21 protein-coding genes and 9 pseudogenes are annotated in these 23,767 nt (G+C 37.3%); 13 read left to right on the top strand and 17 right to left on the bottom strand.

The window, feature by feature from the left end; translation table 11 throughout:
* Nucleotides 1-116: 116 nt before the first annotated feature.
* Nucleotides 117-566: pseudogene (locus tag ARSQ2_RS05995) on the bottom strand (alcohol dehydrogenase catalytic domain-containing protein); the annotation flags it as partial.
* Between the two features lie 254 nt (nt 567-820).
* On the opposite strand from ARSQ2_RS05995, the gene ARSQ2_RS05990 reads away from it, so the two are divergent.
* The 5 genes and pseudogenes from ARSQ2_RS05990 (at nt 821) to rng (ending at nt 5,631) form a co-directional block, all read left to right on the top strand.
* On the top strand, nt 821-1,864 hold the full coding sequence (locus ARSQ2_RS05990; protein ID WP_181994702.1) for a rod shape-determining protein: 1,044 nt from the start codon (nt 821-823) through the stop codon (nt 1,862-1,864).
* A 108-nt stretch (nt 1,865-1,972) separates the two neighbouring features.
* Nucleotides 1,973-2,965, top strand: a complete 993-nt coding sequence (gene mreC, locus ARSQ2_RS05985; protein ID WP_181994698.1) for a rod shape-determining protein MreC — start codon at nt 1,973-1,975, stop codon at nt 2,963-2,965.
* 42 nt (nt 2,966-3,007) lie between these two features.
* Complete coding sequence (mreD, locus tag ARSQ2_RS05980) at nt 3,008-3,496, top strand: rod shape-determining protein MreD (protein ID WP_181994697.1); 489 nt, start codon at nt 3,008-3,010, stop codon at nt 3,494-3,496.
* A 120-nt stretch (nt 3,497-3,616) separates the two neighbouring features.
* Nucleotides 3,617-4,119, top strand: a pseudogene (locus tag ARSQ2_RS05975) (Maf family protein).
* A 36-nt stretch (nt 4,120-4,155) separates the two neighbouring features.
* The gene (gene rng / locus ARSQ2_RS05970; protein WP_181994701.1) at nt 4,156-5,631 is read left to right on the top strand and encodes a ribonuclease G; all 1,476 of its coding nucleotides are present in this window, start codon (nt 4,156-4,158) and stop codon (nt 5,629-5,631) included.
* A 44-nt stretch (nt 5,632-5,675) separates the two neighbouring features.
* On the opposite strand, the gene ARSQ2_RS12680 is transcribed toward rng, so the two are convergent.
* The 9 genes and pseudogenes from ARSQ2_RS12680 to ftsY form a co-directional block, all read right to left on the bottom strand.
* Nucleotides 5,676-5,804 carry a transposase gene (locus ARSQ2_RS12680; RefSeq protein WP_238334344.1) on the bottom strand — a complete coding sequence of 43 codons (129 nt, stop codon included), beginning with the start codon at nt 5,802-5,804 and terminating at the stop codon, nt 5,676-5,678.
* Nucleotides 5,767-6,111 (bottom strand): transposase, encoded by a 345-nt coding sequence (locus tag ARSQ2_RS05965; RefSeq protein ID WP_255487582.1) that lies wholly within the window; start codon nt 6,109-6,111, stop codon nt 5,767-5,769. The genes ARSQ2_RS12680 and ARSQ2_RS05965 overlap by 38 nt, the downstream gene beginning before the upstream one ends.
* Before the next feature lie 24 nt (nt 6,112-6,135).
* Nucleotides 6,136-6,372, bottom strand: a complete 237-nt coding sequence (locus tag ARSQ2_RS05960) for an IS630 transposase-related protein (RefSeq protein ID WP_238334343.1) — start codon at nt 6,370-6,372, stop codon at nt 6,136-6,138.
* A gap of 4 nt (nt 6,373-6,376) precedes the next feature.
* Nucleotides 6,377-6,499 (bottom strand): hypothetical protein, encoded by a 123-nt coding sequence (locus ARSQ2_RS13690; RefSeq protein WP_255487576.1) that lies wholly within the window; start codon nt 6,497-6,499, stop codon nt 6,377-6,379.
* Between the two features lie 432 nt (nt 6,500-6,931).
* The gene (rpoH, locus tag ARSQ2_RS05955) at nt 6,932-7,789 is read right to left on the bottom strand and encodes an RNA polymerase sigma factor RpoH (protein ID WP_181994696.1); all 858 of its coding nucleotides are present in this window, start codon (nt 7,787-7,789) and stop codon (nt 6,932-6,934) included.
* Between the two features lie 225 nt (nt 7,790-8,014).
* Nucleotides 8,015-8,961 (bottom strand): annotated as a pseudogene (ftsX, locus tag ARSQ2_RS05950) (permease-like cell division protein FtsX).
* A pseudogene (locus ARSQ2_RS05945) lies at nt 8,954-9,141 on the bottom strand (cell division protein FtsE); the annotation flags it as partial. The pseudogenes ARSQ2_RS05945 and ftsX, both read right to left, overlap by 8 nt.
* A 106-nt stretch (nt 9,142-9,247) precedes the next feature.
* Nucleotides 9,248-9,732: pseudogene (locus ARSQ2_RS05940) on the bottom strand (ATP-binding cassette domain-containing protein); the annotation flags it as partial.
* Between the two features lie 5 nt (nt 9,733-9,737).
* The gene (gene ftsY / locus ARSQ2_RS05935) at nt 9,738-10,982 is read right to left on the bottom strand and encodes a signal recognition particle-docking protein FtsY (RefSeq protein WP_181994694.1); all 1,245 of its coding nucleotides are present in this window, start codon (nt 10,980-10,982) and stop codon (nt 9,738-9,740) included.
* 354 nt (nt 10,983-11,336) lie between these two features.
* On the opposite strand from ftsY, the pseudogene rsmD reads away from it, so the two are divergent.
* Nucleotides 11,337-11,862: pseudogene (gene rsmD / locus ARSQ2_RS05930) on the top strand (16S rRNA (guanine(966)-N(2))-methyltransferase RsmD).
* 123 nt (nt 11,863-11,985) lie between these two features.
* Complete coding sequence (locus ARSQ2_RS05925) at nt 11,986-12,198, top strand: DUF1145 domain-containing protein (RefSeq protein WP_338078258.1); 213 nt, start codon at nt 11,986-11,988, stop codon at nt 12,196-12,198.
* A gap of 190 nt (nt 12,199-12,388) precedes the next feature.
* Here the strand turns inward: ARSQ2_RS05925 and ARSQ2_RS12675 are convergent, their stop codons facing one another.
* Nucleotides 12,389-12,649: a DUF2500 domain-containing protein gene (locus ARSQ2_RS12675; RefSeq protein ID WP_238334341.1), complete on the bottom strand. Its 261-nt coding sequence runs from the start codon at nt 12,647-12,649 to the stop codon at nt 12,389-12,391.
* Nucleotides 12,650-12,850: 201 nt separating this feature from the next.
* On the opposite strand from ARSQ2_RS12675, the gene ARSQ2_RS05915 reads away from it, so the two are divergent.
* Both ARSQ2_RS05915 and ARSQ2_RS05910 read left to right on the top strand, forming a co-directional pair.
* Nucleotides 12,851-13,480, top strand: a complete 630-nt coding sequence (locus ARSQ2_RS05915; protein ID WP_181994693.1) for a lysoplasmalogenase — start codon at nt 12,851-12,853, stop codon at nt 13,478-13,480.
* A 205-nt stretch (nt 13,481-13,685) separates the two neighbouring features.
* The gene (locus ARSQ2_RS05910; RefSeq protein WP_420837743.1) at nt 13,686-15,989 is read left to right on the top strand and encodes a zinc/cadmium/mercury/lead-transporting ATPase; all 2,304 of its coding nucleotides are present in this window, start codon (nt 13,686-13,688) and stop codon (nt 15,987-15,989) included.
* 105 nt (nt 15,990-16,094) lie between these two features.
* Here the strand turns inward: ARSQ2_RS05910 and tusA are convergent, their stop codons facing one another.
* Nucleotides 16,095-16,343, bottom strand: a complete 249-nt coding sequence (tusA, locus tag ARSQ2_RS05905) for a sulfurtransferase TusA (RefSeq protein ID WP_181994692.1) — start codon at nt 16,341-16,343, stop codon at nt 16,095-16,097.
* Between the two features lie 200 nt (nt 16,344-16,543).
* Here tusA and ARSQ2_RS05900 point away from each other — a divergent pair, with 200 nt between their 5' ends.
* Nucleotides 16,544-17,227 carry a 7-cyano-7-deazaguanine/7-aminomethyl-7-deazaguanine transporter gene (locus tag ARSQ2_RS05900; RefSeq protein ID WP_181994691.1) on the top strand — a complete coding sequence of 228 codons (684 nt, stop codon included), beginning with the start codon at nt 16,544-16,546 and terminating at the stop codon, nt 17,225-17,227.
* An 83-nt stretch (nt 17,228-17,310) separates the two neighbouring features.
* Here ARSQ2_RS05900 and ARSQ2_RS05895 read toward each other — a convergent pair whose 3' ends face one another.
* Entirely contained in the window at nt 17,311-17,673 is a 363-nt protein-coding gene (locus ARSQ2_RS05895; protein ID WP_238334342.1) for a transposase, read from the bottom strand.
* A complete protein-coding gene (locus tag ARSQ2_RS11920; protein WP_202880385.1) occupies nt 17,582-18,064 on the bottom strand; it encodes an IS630 transposase-related protein in 483 nt (160 codons plus the stop codon). The genes ARSQ2_RS05895 and ARSQ2_RS11920 overlap by 92 nt, the downstream gene beginning before the upstream one ends.
* Before the next feature lie 44 nt (nt 18,065-18,108).
* On the opposite strand from ARSQ2_RS11920, the pseudogene ARSQ2_RS15245 reads away from it, so the two are divergent.
* Nucleotides 18,109-18,363 (top strand): annotated as a pseudogene (locus tag ARSQ2_RS15245) (hypothetical protein); the annotation flags it as partial.
* 15 nt (nt 18,364-18,378) lie between these two features.
* Nucleotides 18,379-18,804: a beta-barrel domain-containing protein gene (locus ARSQ2_RS05885; RefSeq protein ID WP_181994689.1), complete on the top strand. Its 426-nt coding sequence runs from the start codon at nt 18,379-18,381 to the stop codon at nt 18,802-18,804.
* Between the two features lie 213 nt (nt 18,805-19,017).
* Here ARSQ2_RS05885 and gdhA read toward each other — a convergent pair.
* Nucleotides 19,018-20,357 (bottom strand): annotated as a pseudogene (gene gdhA / locus ARSQ2_RS05880) (NADP-specific glutamate dehydrogenase).
* Nucleotides 20,358-20,613: 256 nt separating this feature from the next.
* Nucleotides 20,614-21,045 (bottom strand): universal stress protein UspA, encoded by a 432-nt coding sequence (gene uspA, locus ARSQ2_RS05875; protein WP_181994688.1) that lies wholly within the window; start codon nt 21,043-21,045, stop codon nt 20,614-20,616.
* 387 nt (nt 21,046-21,432) lie between these two features.
* Here uspA and uspB point away from each other — a divergent pair.
* Nucleotides 21,433-21,753: pseudogene (uspB, locus tag ARSQ2_RS05870) on the top strand (universal stress protein UspB).
* A gap of 118 nt (nt 21,754-21,871) precedes the next feature.
* Here the strand turns inward: uspB and pitA are convergent.
* Complete coding sequence (gene pitA / locus ARSQ2_RS05865; protein ID WP_181994687.1) at nt 21,872-23,359, bottom strand: inorganic phosphate transporter PitA; 1,488 nt, start codon at nt 23,357-23,359, stop codon at nt 21,872-21,874.
* Nucleotides 23,360-23,767: the final 408 nt, after the last annotated feature.

The raw sequence follows: 23,767 nt of genomic DNA, 5'->3' as shown, positions 1-23,767 counted from the left end.
ACTATAGCTGGGCGACTTTAAAATGATTACAAGTAATTACTCTATATCAGTAAATTTATATTGGAGAAAAACATATATTTTGTAATCAAAATTAAGACGTTTAACTATACCTACACACCTACACCACCACTGGCTTCTGTCACAACATTGTTGCCTTTATCAACAATGTTGCCTTTATCAATAATTACGCCGTTTTCTTCCAACGGCATTATAACAGAGCATAGCGGTAAAACCAGCGGTGCCGATTATCATCGCTTGTCGCATAGTCATTTTGTCAGGAATAGCTGTTAACCATTTGGCTGGAACTCCCGCTTGTTCTGCTAATCCCCCCAATGGTTTTCACCAACACCCCAACGGGTCAGTAAAACTTGTTGGCCGACTTGAAATTTTGCATCTGTTGAAGACTTAATGATACCAGCAAAATCGATGCCTGGTACCATCGGGAATTGGCGGATAATTTTTCCTTTACCAGTAATAGCTAAAGCATCTTTGTAGTTTAGTGTAGACCAATAAATATCTACGGTAACGTCATCAGAGGGTAAAAGTGTGTCATCGATCGATTTTATACTGGCTTTTAATGCTTAATTTTCTTGTTAGAAAGTTTTATATTAAATGAATTAAGTTATTTTTATGGGGGTATTTTTTACTTTATACTGTAATTGATTATAGAGAATAAGCAGTAGTAGTGGTTTTTTGTATTGTAAAAAAATTAGCCACTTTTTATTGAAGCGATTTAATTAACTCCTTGTCGTCGCTTCATGTGGTTGGTAAAGTAGACAGATTTTCATTCGTTTCCAGCTTGCAGGATTATCCTTTCGTTATGTTTAAAAAAATTCGTGGCATGTTTTCCAACGACTTGTCTATTGATTTGGGTACCGCCAATACTCTCATCTATGTCAAAGGACAAGGTATTGTGTTAGACGAACCGTCAGTTGTCGCTATTCGTCAAGATCGCGCAGGCTCACCTAAGAGCGTTGCTGCTGTAGGTCATGAAGCAAAACAGATGCTAGGCCGGACGCCAGGTAATATCGCGGCTATTCGTCCAATGAAAGATGGCGTGATTGCTGATTTTTATGTTACTGAAAAAATGTTACAGTATTTTATCAAACAAGTTCATAGCAATAGCTTTATGCGTCCAAGTCCACGCGTCTTAGTTTGTGTACCTGTTGGTGCGACCCAGGTAGAACGTCGTGCAATCCGAGAGTCGGCGCTGAGTGCTGGCGCTCGTCAGGTTTTCTTAATTGAAGAACCCATGTCGGCTGCAATTGGTGCTGGTTTGCCTGTTTCCGAAGCAACGGGTTCAATGGTGGTTGATATTGGTGGTGGAACGACAGAAGTTGGTGTTATTTCATTAAATGGTGTTGTTTATTCGTCATCGGTACGTATCGGGGGTGACCGGTTTGATGAAGCAATCATTAATTATGTTCGTCGTAATTATGGTTCATTAATCGGTGAAGCTACTGCTGAGCGGATTAAACATGAAATCGGTTCGGCCTATCCTACAGATCAAGTTTACGAAATTGAAGTGCGCGGCCGTAATTTGGCTGAAGGCGTACCACGTGGTTTTACACTTAATTCTAATGAGATACTTGAGGCATTACAGGAGCCTTTAACTGGTATTGTTAGTGCCGTTATGTTGGCCTTGGAAAAATGTCCACCAGAATTAGCTTCTGATATCTCTGAACGAGGTATGGTGTTAACTGGTGGTGGCGCGTTGTTGCGTAATTTGGATCGTCTATTAATGGAAGAAGCAGGCATTCCCGTTATTGTTGCTGAAGAACCGCTAACTTGTGTTGCACGTGGTGGTGGTAAGGCATTAGAAATGATCGACATGCATGGTGGTGATCTGTTTAGTGATGACTAGACGTTAACCAATAAAGGAGGAACTTAAGGATGGCGCTCCTCCTTACTTTATGTATAGCGTATAGCGATGTTAATGTTTAACGTTTATTTATTTTTATCAAAATAACTCATGAAGCCGATCTTTAGTCGAGGGCCATCCCTACAATTACGTATTATTATTGCGATCGTTGTTGCAATCGCGTTGGTTGCTTTTGATCGTCAATTTGATACTTTTAATAAAATACGTAGTTATTTAAATACGGCTCTTAGTCCTTTTTATTTTTTGGCAAATGGTCCGCGAGAACTGCTTGATAATATTTCAGATGCATTGGCAAGAAGAGATCAACTTCTTTTTGAAAATAAGGCATTGAAGAAAGAGGTTTTATTAAAAAAAGCAGATAATTTATTACTTGAACAACTTAAACAGGAAAACGCTAGATTACGTGAGCTATTGGGTTCACCTCTACGTCAGGATGAACACATGATGGTTACTCAAGTGCTTTCAGGTGCGAATACACCTTATCGAGATCAAATTGTGATTGATAAAGGTTTACATGATGGTGTTTATGAAGGCCAGCCTGTTATTAGTGATAAAGGTGTTGTTGGACAGGTTATCGCAGTGAGCCAGTTTAATAGTCGTGTTTTACTGATTTGCGACACAACGCATGCATTACCTATACAAGTATTACGTAATGATATTCGGGTTATTGCAGTGGGTACAGGATGTAGTGATGATCTTCAACTTGAACCTTTACCAGATAATATTGATATACGTATTGGTGATGTAATAGTTACTTCTGGTTTAGGCGGGCGTTTTCCTGAAGGTTACCCGGTTGCGACTGTTTCTTCCGTAAAACATGATACCCAGCGCGCTTATACGATTATCCATGCACGACGGCCTACCGCAGATTTACAAAGACTACGCTATCTTTTATTGCTATGGGGAAACTCTAGCGATCCTTCTCATCCTTTACCTCCATCAGAAGTATATCGCGCAGCAAATGAACGTTTAATGAAGATTCTGCCCCAGGTATTTCCTGGCCCAAACGAGCTTCAAGGGCCACAGCTACCGTCAACAGAAATGAAAAAAAATGTCGAGCAATCTCCTTTGGTCGCTCAGTAGGAATTGCTACCGTGAAATCAAGGCAACTAAAGGAAACATAAAATGGATCAATACCGTGGAAATGGGCGGTGGATCATTTGGCTGTCCTTTTTAATTGCAATAATCCTAGAGCAAGTGCCCTGGCCTGAGCAGTTTATTTATTATCGCCCCACATGGTTAGCATTAATTTTAATTTATTGGGTTATGGCTTTGCCGCATCGAGTTAGTGTAGGCACAGGATTTTTTTTGGGGATCTTTATGGATCTGATCCAAGGTTCAGCTCTTGGTGTAGATGCATTAGCTTATAGTATAATTTGTTATTTAGTATCGTATAAACATCAGCTTCTTCGTAATATGGGACTGTGGAAACAATCCCTTGTTATTGCTGGATTATCTGTGGTTATGAATTTTACGATCTTCTGGGCGGAGTTTCTTTCCTCTCTAGTATTATTTCATCCCAAAGTATTCTGGAATTGTTTGATTAATGCCATCTTGTGGCCTTGGATGTTTTTATTATTGCGCAAAGTTCGACGCCAGTTTTTAGTTCGTTAAAAATAGCCAGCCAACTGTCTATTTTTTCTGAGAGTTTTTTCTATGATAAATAGAATTTATTTAGCGTCAGCTTCACCAAGAAGGCGTAAGTTAATTCAGCAGCTAGGATGATTATTTGACATTATTCTCCCTGATATATCTGAATTATGTTACGAAGGAGAGACAGCCTGTGAGTATGTTATTTACTTAGCATGTGAAAAATCTCAGGCGGGTGTTGATATGACAGAAAAACCCTACCCAGTGTTGGGTGCGGATACTATTGTCGTAAGTTACGGAAATATTTTGGGTAAGCCTAAAGATAAAAACCATGCTGCGCATATATGCATATATTAAGACAACTTTCAGGTAAAACACACCAGGTGATGAATGCAATCGCGTTCTCAGATAAGCGAAATACATTGTATGATTTAATTGTCACCAAAGTGACATTGCGGCAATTAACAAATAAAGAAATCGATCAATATATCTTGTCGGGTGAGCCGATGGATAAGGCAGGAGATTATGCTATCCAGAGTAAAGGTGGCTGTCTTGTTAAGCGGATTTTCTGAAGTTATCACGCTGTAGTAGGGTTACCGTTAGTTGAAACAGATGAATTATTGACCAAAGTTTCTGGCGTTAAATAAGCGTTAAATAAGCGTTAAATAATAGGAATGAGAGCTATGGTAGCTGAACTATTAGTCAATGTAACCCCCTCTGAAACACGGGTGGCTTATATTGATGGTGGCGTGTTACAAGAAATTCATATTGAACGTGAAGCTAAAAGAGGCATTGTAGGTAATATTTACAAAGGTCGTGTGAGTCGAGTCTTGCCTGGTATGCAGGCGGCCTTTGTTGATATTGGCTTGGAAAAATCGGCTTTTCTTCATGCCTCAGATATTATGCCTCATACCGAATGCATTGCCGGCGACGAACAAAAAAACTTTCATGTACGTGATATCGGGGAATTGGTTCGGCAAGGGCAAGATATTATGGTACAGGTGGTTAAAGATCCGCTAGGAACAAAAGGTGCTCGTTTAACAACGGATATCACATTACCATCCCGTTATCTCGTTTTTATGCCGTGCGCGTCTTATGTTGGCGTTTCCCAACGCATTGAAGGTGAAGAAGAACGAGAACGTTTGAAAAATATTGTTGAGCTATTTTGTGATGAGCATGGTGGCTTTATTATTCGTACTGCGGCAGAAGGGATCAGTGATGATGAACTGGCTCAAGATGCCGCTTTCCTGAAGCGTCTATGGGCTAAAATTGTTGAACGTAAAAAACGTCATAAGTCCCGCATGCAGATTTATAGTGAACTGGCTTTAGCACATCGTATCATTCGTGATTTTACCGGTGCTTCATTAGATCGGATCCGTGTTGATTCAAATCTGACTTTTATTTCATTAAAAGATTTTATTCATGAATATGTGCCTGAAATAACAGTAAAACTTGAACTGTATCAAGGACCATTACCAATATTAGATCTGTATGATGTTGAGAAAGAGATCCAACGTGCTTTAGAACGTAAAGTTAAATTAAAATCAGGTGGTTACCTCATTATTGATCAAACTGAAGCAATGACCACTATTGATATTAATACTGGTGCTTTTGTTGGTGACCGTAATCTGGAAGAGACCATTTTTAATACCAATATTGAAGCGTCACAAGCTATAGCGAGGCAGTTAAGGTTACGAAACTTGGGCGGCATTATTATTATCGATTTTATTGATATGCTTGATCCTGAGCATCGTCGTCGTGTTTTGGCATCGTTGGAACAATCATTATTAAAAGATCGGGTTAAAACCACCATTAATGGTTTTTCTCAACTAGGATTGGTCGAGATGACACGCAAAAGAACACGTCAGAGCCTTGAACATGTTCTATGTGATGAATGCCCGACTTGCCAAGGTAGAGGAACAGTAAAATCGGTAGAAACAATCTGTTATGAAATTTTACGTGGAATTGTTCGTATAAATCGTACTATCGATGCTAATCGTTTCTTAGTCTATGCTTCAGCGGCAGTTGTTGAAGCATTAAATGGTGATGAATCTCATATATTGGCCGAAGTAGAAATTTTTGTTGGCAAATCTGTCAAAGTCCAAATTGAGTCACTGTATAGTCAGGAACAGTTTGATGTCGTTATGATGTCGTTATGATAGTGGTTAAATTGCCATTTTATAGCTAAACGACTTAATTTTGATTACACCATATTGAGTGCGAACAAAATATCTGTGTCCCATCCGAGCGCTCTTTTTTTGCATTTAGCTTGTGCCCATTTATGTTCAATTGGATTAAGATCTGGCAAATAGGTAGGCAAATATTCCACCATATGCCCCGCATCGATGATGACTTGTTGAATAACTCTGTTTCTTGTGAAAAGTTGCATTATCCATCATGATTACACTGTTTTTAGGAAGTACTGGGATAAGGACTTTGGGTGACCCATGCATAGAAAACATCGCTATTAATATTGTGATATCAAATAATCCGATAGCAAACAGCGTTGTGCCCAATAAAGCGCCGATAAGATTTGTTCTTCCTTTAGCTCCCGAGTTCTTGAGACCAACACACCGTTGACCTTTCGGGGAATAGCCGTGAGTCCGCGGGGTATCGTGTGAAAAACCACTTTCATCAATAAAACAATATGCTTACCTTCTTTTTCATACTGTTGTTTTTTTGTTGAAACGTTTGTCGAGTGTTTTCGTCGGCTTTCGGATGACGTAGAGTTTTTTATAGGTCAATCCCATTTTTTTAAGAGCTTGCCAAATGGCCTTCTGACAAACGCCAAAACGCTCTGCACTCTCTTTTTGGTAAGCATCTGGATATTGTTCAACATCTTTTATCAACTCGGATTTATCGATTTTTCGCTGACGCGTAGTCGATGCTTTTGGCTCTATTTGATTAATCGAACGCGATACAGATGCAGAGCCAATCCCGAAATTGCTTCGCTGTTTCTCGGATACTCAACCTTTCTTCTTCCATCGTAAATATCACTTTACGTCTAAAATCAATTGAATTGTTCATATAAATAATATCATCAAAATTAAGTCGCTTAGCTATATCTTCCAGAAGATGGAATGCAAAAAATTAGTACCCGTTCGCTTAGCTTTGGTCGTATATTACAATTGATGCAGAATAAAAATTAATGATGGAGTCTATCAGAATAGGATAGGTGTATATTAAATATAAACACACGCAGAATATCTCTGACAGATAAAATATTAGGTAATTTAGGTAATATTGTAGGGAAGTAATAGAAAAGCCACTAGATACATGTAAAAAAACGCTTACCTCACAGGTAAATACCTTTTTATTTTAAAAGGTAACAATCAAAATAAATTTGCTATTACCTTTCTATCTTTCAACAAGTTTTCATATAGTTAATTGCCAAAGTTTAAATTAGCTACATAACAAAAGTTTCAGCTAGATTTTTACATCACGCGAATGTGGCTTATTTTAAGCTTCCATTACTAACCGAAGTTTTTTCATGGCATTTTTTTCTAATTGACGAACACGTTCAGCCGATACACTATATTTATCGGCTAAATCCTGTAAAGTGGTTTTGTTTTCTTCATCAAGCCAACGCGCTCGAATAATATCCTGACTACGCTCATCTAAGGTGGATAATGCCTGCGTTAATTTATCAGTAGCATGGTTTTCCCAATTATCTTCCTCAATGCTATCGGCAAAATCAGAAGATTTATCCTGTAAATATAAAACGGGGGGAATAGTGGTATTTTCACAATTATCATCATCGTCATTCATGTCGAATGCCATGTATTGTGCAGCCATTCGCGATTCCATCTCACGAACATCCTTGCTGGTTACACCTAACTCCTTGGCAACCATATCGACTTCATTTTGATTAAACCAGCCGATACGTTTCTTATTCTTACGCAAATTGAAAAAAAGCTTACGTTGAGCTTTAGTGGTGGCAACTTTAACTATCCGCCAATTACGCAATACATATTCATGAATTTCAGCTTTTATCCAATGAACAGCAAATGAAACTAAACGTACGCCAACTTCAGGATTAAAACGACGCACAGCTTTCATTAGACCGATGTTACCTTCTTGGATCAGATCCGCTTGCAGCAATCCATAACCTGAATAATTACGCGCGATATGAATAACAAAACGTAAATGAGAGAGTATAAGCTGTTTAGCCGCATTTAAATCACCATAATAATGCAGCCGTTTTGCATATTCTTGTTCTTCCTCTGCGGTTAACATCGGATAAGCATTAGCTGATCGCACATAAGCTTCAATGCTACCTTGTGGAATTAATGCTAATGATTGCATATCTTTGGTCATTTATATCCTCTTTGAATTCAACAAACTAAGAGTTAGTTCTAAATAAAAATTTATATTTTAGCAGATTCCATTGCTCAGCGATTAATCTGATATCGAGTAGTTTACCACTGCTTTGTATCGAAGAAAATTGCCTTGATTTAATTACATTGAACTTTTAACTTCGACAAAATGTCAGCATAAAAGTTCAATATTGATTACCCGTGTCACTGTTCCTGCTGATAATGATCATTCTGGCGTGAAACGTCTTAAGTGTTGAGCTGTAGCCAGCCAATCATTGCGGCAATGAGTATAACTAATAGCACCTCATCCCATAAAAAACCTTGAATATGAAATGTAGTACCAAATACACCCGTTACCTGTGTAACGATACCGGTCAGTTGCCATACCAATAATGCAAAAAGTATTAATGAGAGTAAAGCACCAAAGAATCCCAGTATAATAGGACTATTTAAAATAGGACGCATAATAAAACCATCTGTCGCCCCAATCAACTTCATGACATTAATCGTATCCCTGCGGGCAAAAATATTTAGTCTTATACTATTGCCTATCACTAAAAATACCGCCATAACCATTAAAATACCAATCACCATGGCAATTTGTCTAATCAGCCCGCTTAATGCTGCTAAACGGGTAAACCAACTATCATCCATGCGGACATCTTCAATTCCAGCTAATTGACCTACTTTATTAGGCAGGTTTATCAATGATTGTGAATTTTGAAAATCAATTTTAGGCGTGATAATGGCTACTCCTGGTAAAGGGTTTTCTTCCAATAGATCTAACGCAGTGACAAATCCTGACCAATTGCGAAACTCAATCATGGCTTCTTCGCGCGACAGGTAATTAACACTCTTAACACCATCTAATTGCTTCAGTCCAGCGACTGTCTGTTCAGCGCCTTTTTCATCTAATGATTTATCCACCAAATAAATGGTTAATAGGGGTGCGGGATACCATTGTTGCGCGGCTTGTGAAACATTTTTCCAAACAATATAACAAAAACTGGGCAGCGTTATCGAGATAGCAATAACAGCCACCGTTAAAAGCGTCGCTAAAGGTTGGCGTAACATATAAGCTAATGTATTTAACCAAGCATAGCGCCATTGCTCTCGCCACCCTCCTTTCAATGCGTTGGCTTTGGCTATTTTATGGATAGGTTTTTTAGCCATTCTGACCTCCTACCATTCTTCCCTCGCTTAATGTGAAAATAGAATAATGACGACGCTCAATAAGCTCAAGATCATGAGTGGCTACCAAAACTGTTACCCCAACTCGATTGAATTCTTCAAACAATCGCATAATACCTTCAAATTAGCCGTTGGCTCATCTGCTAGCAATACACTAGGCTTATTATAGCTAAGCGTCTTAATTTTGATTACAAAAATATATGTTTTTCTCCAATATAAATTTACTGATATAGAGTAATTACTTGTAATCATTTTAAAGTCGCCTAGCTATAACAATTGCGCGAGCTATACCTACCCGCTGCTGTTCACCACCTGATAATTGAATTGGATAACTTTTCGCTCTATTAAGTAAACCCACCTTATCTAAAGCAGCAGAAACCCGACTCTAAAGCAGCAGAAACCCGACGACGAATATCCTCAGAGCTGGCACCGCGGCAATAATCAGCGGCATAGAGACATTGTCATATACGTTTCTATCAAACAAAAAATGATAATCTTGAAAGATCATACCTATCTGCCGACCTAAAAAGGGACTTCCCGTTTTTTTAAGCGACTAATGTGATGACCACCAAACAAAATATGGCCAGTACTGGGGGGTTCAATACCACATATTAGCTTTAATAAAGTACTTTTCCCCGCCCCCGAATGGCCAGTAAGAAATGCCATTTCTCCAGGATGAAAATGAAAATCAACGCCCTAAAGTGCTTGCTTTCCACCACGATAAGCTTTACTAACATGTTCAAAGAGAATCATTGATATTAATCCTCTCGGACAAAAAGCGCCTCGATGAAATCATTAGCTACAAATGGCCGGAGATCATCAATGCCTTCACCAATTCCTATATAGCGAATCGGGATCTTAAACTGATCGGCAATAGCAAAAATCACGCCACCTTTAGCTGTACCATCAAGTTTAGTTAAAATAATGCTAGTTAACCCCACTGCCTTATGAAAAATTTTAGCCTGATTAATTGCATTTTGACCAGTACATGCATCTAATGTTAGCATCACTTCATGAGGCGCTTGTTGATCAAGTTTTTGCATAACTCGGACAATTTTTTTCAACTCTTCCATCAAATGCGCTTTGTTTTGCAATCGTCCGGCAGTATCAGCAATCAATATGTCGACTCCCTTCGCTTTCGCAGACTGAATGGCATCAAATATCACTGAAGCAGGATCTGCGCCAGTATGCTGAGCAACAACCGGGATATTGTTACGCTCTCCCCAAACTTGTAATTGTTCAACCGCTGCTGCCCTAAATGTATCGCCAGCCGCTAGCATTACTGATTTACCTTCTGCCTGATATTGGCGGGCTAACTTACCAATTGTTGTCGTTTTACCGACCCCATTAACCCCAACCATCAATATTACATAAGGTAGCTTATTTTTTATAACCAATGGGTTATCAACATCAAATAAGATATTGGCCATCTCTTCGCGCAATTTGCTATAAAGCATCGCAGCATCATTCAACTCTTTACGATTAGCATGGGTAATTAGGCTATTTATAATCTTTCGTGTTGTTTCTAGCCCCACATCAGCAACTAAAAGTTGTTCTTCTAACTCATCAAATAGCTCATCATCAATTTTTTTACCACGAAAAAAACTAACAAAACCGACTCCCATATTCTGCCGCGTTTTTAATAAACCTTGTCTTAACCGTGCAAAAAAATTCTCTTTTGCCGGTTTTTTTGGCTGTTGTATCGGCGGTACTTTTTTCTGTTCGTCTATGTCTTGCAAAGTGGTTATCTGCTGACTAGGTGTAACAATTTTTGCGGCTTCCATGTCTGCTGTTTGACATTGATCGTTTTTTTCTTCCGCTACTTGAGGTTGTACCTTTTCTACTTTTGCAGACTGCTGTGATGTTGCTATTACATCGGTCACCCCTTCAGAACTGTCTTCTACTTTCGGTTCAGATTGTTGCTCTGTCTCTCTTTTTTGCACTTCATGTTCAGATCCTAACCCTAGCCAGGAAAAAAAACTTTTTTTTCTCTTTTTAGCCATCTCCCATTACACTCCTAGCGGTAAAAATATGGTGTTACCAATGTAAATAATAAAAATAGGATGGCAGTGTATCACTTGATTTGATTGCAACACATATCTGACACCCATTTCATGTTAAATTAGCCATAATTTTCATGTTGTACATGCTGTCGATAAACATTGGTATTATCATCATCTATATAGCTGGGCGACTTTAAAATGATTACAAGTAATTACTCTATATTAGTAAATTTATATTGGAGAAAAACATATATTTTGTAATCAAAATTAAGACGCTTAGCTATATTAACAAACTGTAATGACTAAACTATGTAAATTATGGCAAGAAAAATACAATCTGCATGACGTCGCCAAATTCGTATTATTGCTGGTAAATGGCGAGGTCGTAAACTACCTGTCTTTGATAGTGAGGGCTTACGCCCCACAACAGATAGGATCAGAGAAACTTTATTTAATTGGTTAATGCCTGTTATTCAGGAGGCTCGCTGCCTTAATTGTTTTGCTGGTAGTGGCGCTTTAGCTATTGAAGCACTTTCTCGTTATGCCCCTTCAGCTACCTTAATTGAATTAGAGCGCTCCGTCGCAACATAACTTGTGACCAATCTAGCTAAAATTAGAGGCAAAAAATGTACAAGTGATTAATAGCGATACATTGAACTATCTGGCACAGAACGGCACAGCCTATGATGTCATTTTTTTTGATCCGCCTTTTAGTAAAGATCTATTGCAACAAACAGCCTTGCTATTAGAACAAAATGGTTGGTTAAGCGAAAACTGTTGGATCTATGTTGAGGCAGAAGCAGAAGCAGAAGCAGAAGCAGAAGCAGAAGCAGAAGCAGAAGCAGAAGCTAATTTAGCCTTGTTACCTAAAAATTGGTAGCTTCATCGTAAAAAAGTTACTGGGCAAGTCGCTTACTGTCTTTATATTCTTAATCAATAATTAGTTGGAAAATATCATGTTAATAAACGCTGGAAAATTATTGATGTTTTTTTTTGGGGATTTATGCTGTTTAATTTAATCCATCCATTTCCAAAACCATTAAAATATTTTATAAATGTAGCAATGATATTTATGATTTTCATGCATGCCATGCAAGGCATTTTTTTGCACGCCGCTTTTGCAAAAACAGAAAAGCATCCTTGTTGGCTGCAAATAAAAATCTTTCTATCTTGGCGTTTTTCAACTTTTAGCCTGGCAGAAAAGACAAAAAACTGACTAACTATAAAAAAATCGCAAGTAATTATAAAGGCAATGCATTATTGGCTGATAAATTTAGCTATTTTGCATTGGGTTTGCTTTGAAAACGAACAAACCTTGTTCTCTGCATATGCATATAAATAAACCGTACCTCTATCCCCTTTTTTAATCGCATTATATTCTTTCTCCTTTTTTAGGAAAATCTTTATTACCTCACTAGCCGATAGTCGCTGAAAATGAATTTCATAACGAAAAGTTTCCGGAGTAACAACCTCTCGTTGACGAGAACGCATATTAGGATAGGGATATCTTTCTTATCAATGACCTCAACTTGATAACTGATAATCGGAGAATTGTCATTAATGACATCTTGTCGACGTTGATCAAAAAAACGTTTCGTCGCTGACATAATAATGATGATATAGCTAAGCGACTTAATTTTGATTACAAAATATATGTTTTTCTCCAATATAAATTTATTGATGTAGAGTAATTACTTGTAATCATTTTAAAGTCGCCCAGCTATAATAATAGTAGTAATAACGAATATAACCGATTTATTCACAACATTTTCTAAGCTTTCATTATTCATATATTTAGTAACTATTATTGTCTATCCTCTAATAGGATCAATAATTTCTAATTAACCTTTTTAGTTAGTGGGGAAACCATGATCAGTTGGCCATTTCTTGCTGTGTTATTTTCTGGTTGGCTTTATATTGATGCTGCCTATCGCGGTCCACAATGGCAATGCTGGCTTTTTCGCCCAGTTACGCTATTATTGTTAGTATTTTGGGCCTGGAGTGCCGATTTTACTGATGCTGCCGGCTATCTGATCATGGCGGGTCTGTTGGTGATGCTAATTGCTGACAGCTGGCAAATGCTTTCCAAGGAACGTTTATTGCCGACTATTTTCTTGTTGTCTCTAAGCTACCTACTTTATACCATCAGTTTTGCTATGCAGATGAATTTCACTTTCTACTTGCCATTACTTACTATCCTACTAATCCTTAGTGTCATAGTATTAATTATAATCTGGGCACCTCTTGGCTTACTACGCGCACCGGCCATTTTGCTACTAACAATGTCATTCATTATGACTTGGATAGCGGGTGAACAATATTTCGGTCTTGCAAGAGAACATAATTTTTCCATTATGATAGGTGCATTTTTACTTTTTATTGCCAACAGTATTTGGCTTATCGCCAACTTTCCTTACCCATTTAAAGCTTCTAAAGCAACAATTACTGCTTGCTATTTTATTGGTCAATTTTTCATTGTACGTTCGCTTTACTTATAAGTTGGATTGATAACCATTTTTCAGCTAAATAGCCTTTTTGTCAAAAAATCCCCTCTTTTATGTTTGACTTTAGAGTTAACTCTAAAGTGTAAAGTAAATCACAGAAACGAAATTTTAAGTGAGTGAATTAAAAAGGGGATACTATGTGTGCGCATACCCATCAACAACATAAGCATACTGCAAAATGTTGTACAACCAATAGCCACTGCAGCGACAAAAAAAAGTTAGTGGTCACAAATATAGCAAAAAAACCGTATCGCTATCAGCAAAAAATAGTGCTGATGATGAACATCATTCTGCGAAGAGTAACACTAAACTTATTGATCAGCAGGCATGCAGTGATACCAATCAACATAATTGTGTAAGTGAACATTCACTTATGACAGAGGAAAGTAATGCTGTTATTTCAAGAGGAAAGCACCGCTTTCATTGGATTGTAAGCGGTATGGACTGCGCAAGCTGCGCGCGTAAAATTGAAATAGCCGTTAGCAAGGTCAAGCATGTCAAACAAGTAAAGGTACTGTTTACAACCGAAAAATTAATTGTCGATGCTGATGATGATGTTCGTGATGATGTAATCAAAGCTGTGCAACAAGCGGGCTTCAAATTATATAACCTCAATGGCGCCGAATCAGCCACAAAAAAGAAGAAAAATAATCCATTTAGTGAATCTAAGCCTATCATTATTTTAATATTTTTTATTTTAATCAGTTGGGGAATTTCCTTCATTGATGTAAAAGTAGGACAAATTGCTTTTATTTTAACAACATTATATGGACTCTACCCGATTACAGTTAGAGCAATACAACTGATAAGTTCAGGTACCTTTTTTGCAATAGAAACATTAATGAGTGTTGCGGCAATAGGCGCATTATTCATTAATGCTAACGAAGAAGCCACGATGGTACTGCTGTTGTTTATGATAGGAGAAAGATTAGAGTCATATGCCGCTGGACGCGCACGCCGCGGCATCAGTAGTTTAATGGCCCTTATTCCTGAACAAGCGGTACTCATTAAAAATGGTGTAAAAACAACTGTCCCTGTCTCGACACTGCAACCAGGCGATATCATTGAAATCTTTCCTGGTGGCCGTTTACCCACTGATGCTGAATTAGTGAATGAATTTGCCAGTTTTGATGAAAGTGCATTAACCGGTGAATCAATCCCTATTGAACGAAAAACGGGGGGAAAAGTATCAGCCGGCGCACTTTCTATCGATCGCGCTATACAAATGAAAGTAATATCTGAACAAGGAAAAAATGCGATCGATCGCATAATGATATTAATTGAAGAAGCTGAAGAGCGCCGCGCCCCAATTGAACGGTTTATTGATCGTTTTAGCCAACTTTACACGCCCCTTATTATGTTAGTCGCAACATTGGTTATTATTATTCCACCACTATTTTTTTCTCAATCATGGGACATATGGATCTATCGTGGTCTAACCTTGTTGTTAATAGGCTGTCCTTGCGCTTTAGTGATCTCTACTCCAGCGGCAATTACTTCTGCTCTGGCAGCAGCAACCCGTCGAGGAGCCCTGATTAAAGGTGGCGCAGCCTTAGAGCAGTTAAGTTCTGTCACCCAAGTTGCCCTGGATAAAACAGGTACACTTACCGAATCGAAACTACAAGTTACTGACATCATAACCGCTAAAACCGTGACCGAGGAAACACTATTGCAATTTACCGCTTCAGTCGAAAGCGGATCACACCATCCTTTAGCAAAAGCAATTTTGGCTAAGGCTCAAGCGCTAGAAATAAATGTTAAACCCGCCCAGAATCATAAAGCATTGACTGGTATTGGGGTGGAAGGTTATTTGGCAGATAAATATATTCTGGTGTCAGCACCGAATAAAATCTCTGACGATATATTAACCTTACAATGGCAGCAAACTGTAAAAACACTTGAAAATCAAGGTAAAACTGTTGTTATGGTACTAGTCGATAATAAGCTACTTGGTATTATTGCTATGCAAGATACATTACGCTCAGATGCCATTGATGCGGTTAATAAACTGCAAAAACTGGGTATTAAAACCGTCATGTTAACGGGTGATAACCCACTGGCAGCTGAATCAATTGCGCAAAAAGTTGGTTTAGATTATCGGGCAGGGCTGTTACCTGAAGACAAAGTCAATGCCATTATAGCACTCAGTAAAACCAACCATACACTGATGGTTGGCGATGGTATTAATGATGCTCCCGCAATGAAGGCCGCAAATGTTGGCATAGCCATGGGTAATGGAACGGATGTAGCTCTTGAAACCGCTGATGCGGCATTGACTCATAACCGGCTAACTGGATTAGCAGAGATCATTATGTTATCACGAGCAACCAGAGTCAATATTCGTCAAAACATTACTATCGCGTTAGGACTAAAAGCTATCTTCCTGGTGAGCAGTTTATTAGGCATAACCGGCTTATGGATGGCTATTTTAGCAGATTCCGGTGCCACTGCATTAGTGACCGCAAATGCGCTCCGTTTATTGAAGGATCGCCAGCCAGAATAAACACTTTGTTAAATATTATTTATATATTTGAAAAAAGAGAGACATGATTCAATAATCTCTCTTTTTTCAATATACTTTTTGTTTAACACCGTTTCACTTTTAGTATTAATTAACTTTCTTGCGGATCAAATAACGGTAGGGAGGTTGCTGAATCTTTTCAGCAAACAATTGATGTTCCATAAAACGGCAAAAAGCAGGAATATCACGGATGGTAGCCGGATCATCCGCAATAATTAATAATGTTTCACCTTCAACCATCTGACGAACCATTTTTCTTATCATCATCATTGGGTCAGGACAACGTAATCCTTGTGTATCAAGGGTTCGGTTAGGGTTAGTAAAAATATCTGGCATTGGTATTTAGTTTTAAAGCCTATTCAATAGGTTCGAATTATATTACAAATCAAATAAATTCTCCCGCCATTTATTAAATATAAATAGATAAAAAAATTTTATTATTTATTTTGCTTTTACCTTATCTCAAGCGTATAATGCACCGCGTAAATTAAATTATCATGGGTTCCCTCACCCCATTATAACCAAAAAGGTATAATATGTTCGAATTGACCCCACAACAGCGTATCAAAGCACTCATTTGGCTTTCCTTTTTTCATATATTGATTATTACCTCCAGTAATTATCTGGTACAACTGCCAATTACCATTTTTAGCTTTCATATCACATGGGGAGCATTCACTTTCCCTTTTATTTTTTTGACAACGGATCTAACTGTACGTATTTATGGTGCTCCTCTCGCTGGACGGATTATTGCTGCAACTATGCTGCCGGCTCTTTCTGTCTCCTACATTCTTTCGGCGCTTTTTTACCAAGGACAATGGCAAGGGTTTATCACACTAAATGAATTTAATCTATTTGTTGCCCGTATTGCGCTAGCAAGCTTTATGGCTTACGCTTTAGGTCAGATTATGGATATTTTCGTGTTCAATAAATTACGTAATTATCGTCGTTGGTGGATTGCGCCGACTACGGCAATGTTTTTCGGTAATCTACTGGATACGATTGCTTTCTTTTTCATTGCATTTTATCACAACACTGATCCTTTTATGGCGGCCAATTGGGTAGAAATTGCTTTAGTCGATTATAGCTTTAAGTTATTTATTTGTATGTTATTTTTCCTCCCTGCTTATGGATTGATGTTGAACTTCGTTCTAAGTTACTTTTTCCAAGGTCAACACCAAAAGAATGGTTATCTAGCTGCAGCTAATAATTATAGCTAAGCGATTTAATTTTGATTACACCATATTGAGTGCGAACAAAATATCTCTCTCTCGCATCCGAGCGCTCTTTTTTTGCATTTAGCTTATTCCCATTTATGTTCAATTGGATTAAGATCTGGCGAATAGGTAGGCAAATATTCCACCATATGCCCTCCATCGATGATGACTTGTTGAATATTCTGTTTCTTGTGAAAAGTTGCATTATCCATCATGATTACACTGTTTTTAGGAAGTACTGGGATAAGGATTTGGGTGACCCATGCATAGAAAACATCGCTGTTAATATTGATATCAAATAATCCGATAGCAAACAGCGTTGTGCCCAATAAAGCGGCGATAACATTTGTTCTTCCTTTAGCTCCCCAGTTCTTGAGACCAACACACCGTTGACCTTTCGGGGAATAGCTGTGAGTTCCGCGGGGTATCGTGTGAAAAACCACTTTCATCAATAAAAACAATATCCTTGCCTTCTTTTTCATACTGTTGTTTTTTGTTGAAACGTTTGTCGAGTGTTTTCGTCGGCTTTCGGATGACGTAGAGTTTTTTATAGGTCAATCCCATTTTTTTAAGAGCTTGCCAAATGGCCTTCTGACAAACGCCAAAACGCTCTGCGCGCTCTTTTTGGTAAGCATCTGGATATTGTTCAACATCTTTTATTAACTCGGATTTATCGATTTTTCGCTGACGCGTAGTCGATGCTTTTGGCTCTATTTGATTAATCCAACGCGATACAGATGCAGAGCCAATCCGAAATTGCTTCGCTGTTTCTCGGATACTGAACCCTTCTTCTTCCATCATCAATATCACTTTACGTCTAAAATCAATTGAATAGCTCATATAAATAATGTCATCAAAATTAAGTCGCTTAGCTATACTGTGTTATTGCAACAATTAGAAGGATTGAGAGAATTAGAAAAAACGGCTACATTGCTCGTAATACATTACTAGAAACTGAAAATAAATATACCGAAGTCGATGGTAATTTAGCGCAAACACTTGTTGATATTAGTCGCATCCAACATCAAATATTAGAACAAAAACTGCTTAGCGAAAAACTCCAACAAGAATATCAAAAAGATGTTCATGCCCAACTAACAGACACACAAACTAAGATTAATCATACCAACAGTCAGCTCGTTAAAGCAAAGTTCATGCTGAGTAATTCTCAAATACGTGCCCGGGTTGCTGGCACCATAATTGGTATGTCAATTTTTACTGAAGGCGGCGTAATCGCTGCCGGACAAAAAATGATGGAGATTGTTCTCGATGATCAACCACTATTGATTGATGCACGGGTTCCGGTATATTTGATTGATCAAGTAAAATTAGGTTTACCGATAGAGTTACAATTTACTCCATTTAATCAAAGTACGGCTCCTAAAGTGGAAGGCAACGTGACGATGATTTCTGCTGATAGGCTACTTAATGAACAGACTGGCGAGCCCTATTATTTATTAGAGGTTCAAGTAAATGATGAAAATCCTCAACGCCTAAATCAGTTAACCATCAAACCAGGAATGCCAGTAGAATTTTTTATTCGTACTGGCGGAACGGTCGCTACTAAATTACTTGTTTAAACCTTTAATTGATCGCCTGCATATGAGTCTAAATGAAGATTAATATAACTATAGGTTAGCTGATAGGATAAATAATAATCGACAAATTTTTGCTAACAACATTGCCTGAAAAGGATAGTTGCAGGCGATGTTCAATAAGCAAAATAATATTCAGAATTTTACTAGCTAAACGATATAATTAGTTTTTAATTTTCCCCTATCGCTATTGATTTATTAGAGGATACCTTGTGCTAACATCGCATCGGCGACTTTAACAAAACCGGCAATATTAGCGCCTTTAACATAATTAATCTGCTTATCTTCTCCACCATATTTCACACAATTCTGGTGAATATCTAACATAATATGTTTCAAGCGGCTATTGATTTTTTCTGCTGTCCAACTCAAATGCGCCGCATTTTGTGCCATTTCCAAACCTGATGTTGCAACCCCTCCGGCATTGGCCGCTTTTCCCGGTCCAAACAGAACATCAGCCTCAATAAACGCTTCAGTAGCTTCAATTGTTGTCGGCATACTTGCACCTTCAGCAACCGATTGAACACCATTTTTAATTAAAATTTTCGCATCTTCTATATCAAGTTCATTTTGAGTGGCGCAAGGTAAGGCAATATCTACTGGCACCGACCAGGGTTTTTTCCTTTAAGATAAGTCAAACCAAACTCTTCTGCATATGACTCAACAGGAGCATATTGATTTTTAATTGCTTCCAATCGTTTAAGTTTTTCGTCTGTAAAACCTGCTTTATCAACAACGGTTCCATTTGAATCGGAAGCGGTAACAACCTTAGCGCCTAAAGACATACATTTCTCAATAGCATACTGAGCAACATTTCCTGAGCCAGAAACGGATACGCGTTTTCCTTCAAACGCTAAACCATGATGTTTTAACATCGCATCAGTAAAATAGACCAAACCATAACCGTTCGCTTGAGGTCGAATGAAGCTACCACCAAAAGACAAGCCTTTACCGGTAAAAACACAAGAAGTGTTGTTAGACAGTTTCTTCATCATACCTACCATAAAACCGACTTCACGCCCACCCACGCCAATATCTCCAGCAGGAACATCGGTATAAAGACCTAAATGTCGGAAAAGCTCTGTTATCAATGCCTGACAAAAACGCATAACTTCTGCCTGGCTTTTTCCTTTAGGATCAAAATCTGAGCCACCCTTACCGCCACCCATAGGTAAAGTAGTTAACGCATTTTTAAAAGTTTGTTCAAAGCCGAGAAATTTTAAAATTGATAAATTAACTGAAGGATGAAAACGCATTCCACCTTTAAAAGGGCCAATTGCCGAATTAAATTGTACCCGCCAGGCTCGATTAACTTGAACATTTCCCTTATCATCTACCCAACAAACACGAAACTGAATCACCCTTTCAGGCTCTACTATTCTTTGCAGTAATGCCTGTTCAGAATATTGAGGATTATCACGTAAAAACGGTGCCAGTGAAGTAAAAACTTCACGCACAGCTTGTAAGAATTCAGGTTTATGAGCATAACGTGATTGAATTAGTGTTAGGAATGTCTCTAAAGATAAACCATCTTTCATACAAAATTCCTTAGATTAAAAGATAAATTAAGACACTTTCATACTTATTAACATTTATTTTTGCAGAATGACCTGCTAGGTGTGAATTTAATTATTCAATATATCACTAATTTATCTCTATTTTTAATGAAATTTTTTGTGTCTTAATTACACTTTCTGGCAAAATATAAGTCGATTTAATTTATCGAAAATTAATAAAAAACACTTAAATAATCAACTACTTGTATTAAAAAAATTGATTTACCAATAAATATTATCAATCACTATCTTTTAATGGCACAATTAACATATCAACATGAACAGTATTAATCAGCTGGCGAGCGGAAGACATTAACTTATTCCAGAAATCTTGATGATGACCAAAAACAACTAAATCTACCTTGTATTCCTTGATTGCATCAACCAAAACCTGCCCAAGATCACCTCGGCCACTCAATTCTTTTTCAATCTTATAATTAGCTTCTTTGGCTAATTTAGTCAATGCATGGTGAGTTTCCTTAGTGATACGCTGCTCCATATCACCAAGATTTACATCAATCAAGCCGGTATAAAGATCAGAATAATTTACATCAACATGAATTAAAGAAACTTTTGCATTATAAGGTTTTGCCATGGAGACAGCTTTATCCACCAAAACTTTACTTTCTGGGGATAAATAAACTGTAACAAGAATATGTTTGTAAGCCATATCTAACTCCTTTCAAACGTAGCTCTTAAAAAAGAACACCTGTTTTTATGATAAATACTTAGCGATCAAACCTGACAGTTTAATAAAAATTAAACCCATAAATTATGAAAAATAGATATCTTCAGAGTAATTAGCATAAACCAAATTAGTTAAATTTTCCATAATTTAGCATAAAAATCATAGTGTTGAAGATATCAATTATTTGTTAAAAAATATCATCATAAAAATTAAACTGATAAAAATAATCCCAATGAGTCATTTTGTGAAGTTGTTAAATTATTCTACAATTAAAATAAACCGGCAACTGATAAGCAAATATCTTCTTTTGCACTTGCTAAAAACAATATCAGTGGCTAAATCTGTATTTTTTGAGGTCATTATCTTAATATGCATGTATGGTTTTGGGGATTATGTATACTGTGCATCATAAATATGATGCGATATTTTTCTTCAATCCGAGTATTACTTTTTATTTTGCGGAAATCTAATCCTTTTCTCCATCAATCTGTTGATGGCAACGGATTCTTTATCGCCCATCGCCAATGAACTAAGCATATAAAACTAATCCGTTATATTAATACTCAACAATAGATTAATCATCACGATCCCGAAGTTATTTTACGTTGTGAACGTATTCGCAAACAATTCATGTTAATTAGTGGATTAAGTATTATTGTTTTTATAAGTTTAATATGGAACATTTGGTGATCTTAATGGGCTCAAGTAATATTTAAATGATATAGATAATATATTATTTAATGAAAAAAATAGCGATGTCCAAATTAAGCATCACTATTTTTTGTGATATATAGTTTATCTGATATGTCTATATAAATTTTAATGATATCCAATAAAAAAAACCAGAAAGTATAATTGAAATAGGTAATGTAAATAACCAAGCCAGTAATATATTTTTAATTGTTTTCGCTTGTACACCACCACCATCAACAACCATTGTACCGGCTACCGCAGAAGATAAAACTTGTGTTGTTGATACAGGCATACCTGTATAACTTGCAACACCAATGGAAACTGCCGCAGTAACTTGAGCAGAAACACCTTGCGCATAAGTCATACCTTTTTTACCAATTTTTTCACCAATCGTTATAGCAACACGTTGCCAACCAATCATAGTACCGACAGAAAGCGCCAAAGCAACGGCAATAATAATCCACAGTGGCGCATACTCCACTGTATTAAGTAAATCGTTACTCAAATTACGTAGAAAACGAGCATCCGAAGAGGACGTCTCTGGTAGTTTAGCTACATCTAATGCTGTATCAGATAAACACATTAATAATCGGCGCATTTGATTACGTTTTTCAGGTTTTAGTGCTGAATAACTTTGAATATCCGTCAACATCAGTGATGTCTGTTTTAGCACAGTAATAGGACGTGAATTATCACAATGGAATTTCTCATCTAAAATTTCCAATTCCGACTCATGTTGTGACTTATTAACAATATGTTTTACCGTTGACTGATGCTCTTCATAATAATGTTGTAGATGCACTATCGCGTCATGGGTACGAGTTATATCATAACCACTGGCATTCATATTAAGCACAAAGCCGGCAGGCGCCACTCCAATTAACACCAGCATAATAAGACCAATACCCTTCTGACCATCATTAGCACCATGAGAAAAACTGACACCAACGGCAGATAAAATCAATGCAGTACGTATCCAAAAAGGGGGTTTTCTTTTACCATCTTTCTTCTCTCGCTCAGTTGGTGTTAAATGAATACGACGACGTTTTTTCGTACCACTCCAATAACGGCGTAAAAAGAAAATTAGCAATCCAGCTATAACAAAACCAATAGCAGGAGAAAGGATAAGGGAAAGAAAAATTTCAGTAACTTTTGGGATGTTCAATGCATCCACTATAGAGGAGTCGGTCACTAATGCATTGGTTAAAGCAACACCAATAATGGCACCTATTAATGTATGTGAACTAGAAGCCGGTAGCCCCGAATACCAGGTACCCAAATTCCAAATAATGGCCGCCAATAGCATGGAAAAAACCATTGCCAGGCCATGAGCAGAACTTACATTCAAGAGAAGATCTGTTGGCAACAAATGCACAATAGCATAAGCAACACTCAAGCCAGCTAAAATAACACCAAAAAAGTTAAAAACACCAGCCATAAAAACCGCAAATTGAGCTCGCATTGCTCGAGTATAGATAACCGTTGCTACTGCATTTGCGGTATCATGGAAACCATTAATTGCTTCGTAAAATAGCACAAATAATAGCGCTAGTATTAATAACAGACCGGTGTAAAAATCCAAATCAGTAAATAAATGTAGCATAAACCTTAAGCCAATTTGTTGAATATGAACTCAATGCATTATCACTGATAAACGTTAGCGGTGGAAGCAAAATCTACATCTTTTTTGATTTTAATTAACAAAAAAAAAATAAAAAAATATCCTTTACTTTCATTAAGTTAATAAAATAAAGAATATCTAGATTTATAGTGCTTACTAACATTTATCCACACAAATTTAAATCGTAATAAATATTTTACGCTATTTAATAAAAAAACGCGCTATTTGTATTATTAATAAATATCTTTTCAGATAAAAGAGAAACTTTGTGGAAAAATTTGACGTAATCATTATAGCTAAGCGACTTAATTTTGATGACATTATTTATATAAGCTATTCAATTGATTTTAGACGTAAAGTGATATTTACGATGGAAGAAGAAGGGTTGAG

It is taken from the genome of Arsenophonus endosymbiont of Bemisia tabaci Q2 (assembly GCF_902713415.1).
In the GTDB taxonomy this organism is placed as follows: domain Bacteria; phylum Pseudomonadota; class Gammaproteobacteria; order Enterobacterales; family Enterobacteriaceae; genus Arsenophonus.
This window is presented reverse-complemented; position numbering and strand designations above follow the sequence as displayed.

Bases quoted from the DNA above. Each gene is read 5' to 3' on its own strand.
- ARSQ2_RS05990 (WP_181994702.1), top strand. From the start codon at position 821: ATGTTTAAAAAAATTCGTGGCATGTTTTCCAACGACTTGTCTATTGAT.
- mreC (WP_181994698.1), top strand. From the start codon at position 1,973: ATGAAGCCGATCTTTAGTCGAGGGCCATCCCTACAATTACGTATTATT.
- mreD (WP_181994697.1), top strand. From the start codon at position 3,008: ATGGATCAATACCGTGGAAATGGGCGGTGGATCATTTGGCTGTCCTTT.
- rng (WP_181994701.1), top strand. From the start codon at position 4,156: ATGGTAGCTGAACTATTAGTCAATGTAACCCCCTCTGAAACACGGGTG.
- ARSQ2_RS12680 (WP_238334344.1), bottom strand. From the start codon at position 5,804: ATGGTGGAATATTTGCCTACCTATTTGCCAGATCTTAATCCAATTGAA.
- ARSQ2_RS13690 (WP_255487576.1), bottom strand. From the start codon at position 6,499: ATGAACAATTCAATTGATTTTAGACGTAAAGTGATATTTACGATGGAA.
- rpoH (WP_181994696.1), bottom strand. From the start codon at position 7,789: ATGACCAAAGATATGCAATCATTAGCATTAATTCCACAAGGTAGCATT.
- ftsY (WP_181994694.1), bottom strand. From the start codon at position 10,982: ATGGCTAAAAAGAGAAAAAAAAGTTTTTTTTCCTGGCTAGGGTTAGGA.
- ARSQ2_RS05925 (WP_338078258.1), top strand. From the start codon at position 11,986: ATGCTGTTTAATTTAATCCATCCATTTCCAAAACCATTAAAATATTTT.
- ARSQ2_RS05915 (WP_181994693.1), top strand. From the start codon at position 12,851: ATGATCAGTTGGCCATTTCTTGCTGTGTTATTTTCTGGTTGGCTTTAT.
- tusA (WP_181994692.1), bottom strand. From the start codon at position 16,343: ATGCCAGATATTTTTACTAACCCTAACCGAACCCTTGATACACAAGGA.
- ARSQ2_RS05900 (WP_181994691.1), top strand. From the start codon at position 16,544: ATGTTCGAATTGACCCCACAACAGCGTATCAAAGCACTCATTTGGCTT.
- ARSQ2_RS05895 (WP_238334342.1), bottom strand. From the start codon at position 17,673: ATGAAAGTGGTTTTTCACACGATACCCCGCGGAACTCACAGCTATTCC.
- ARSQ2_RS11920 (WP_202880385.1), bottom strand. From the start codon at position 18,064: ATGAGCTATTCAATTGATTTTAGACGTAAAGTGATATTGATGATGGAA.
- ARSQ2_RS05885 (WP_181994689.1), top strand. From the start codon at position 18,379: ATGCTGAGTAATTCTCAAATACGTGCCCGGGTTGCTGGCACCATAATT.
- uspA (WP_181994688.1), bottom strand. From the start codon at position 21,045: ATGGCTTACAAACATATTCTTGTTACAGTTTATTTATCCCCAGAAAGT.
- pitA (WP_181994687.1), bottom strand. From the start codon at position 23,359: ATGCTACATTTATTTACTGATTTGGATTTTTACACCGGTCTGTTATTA.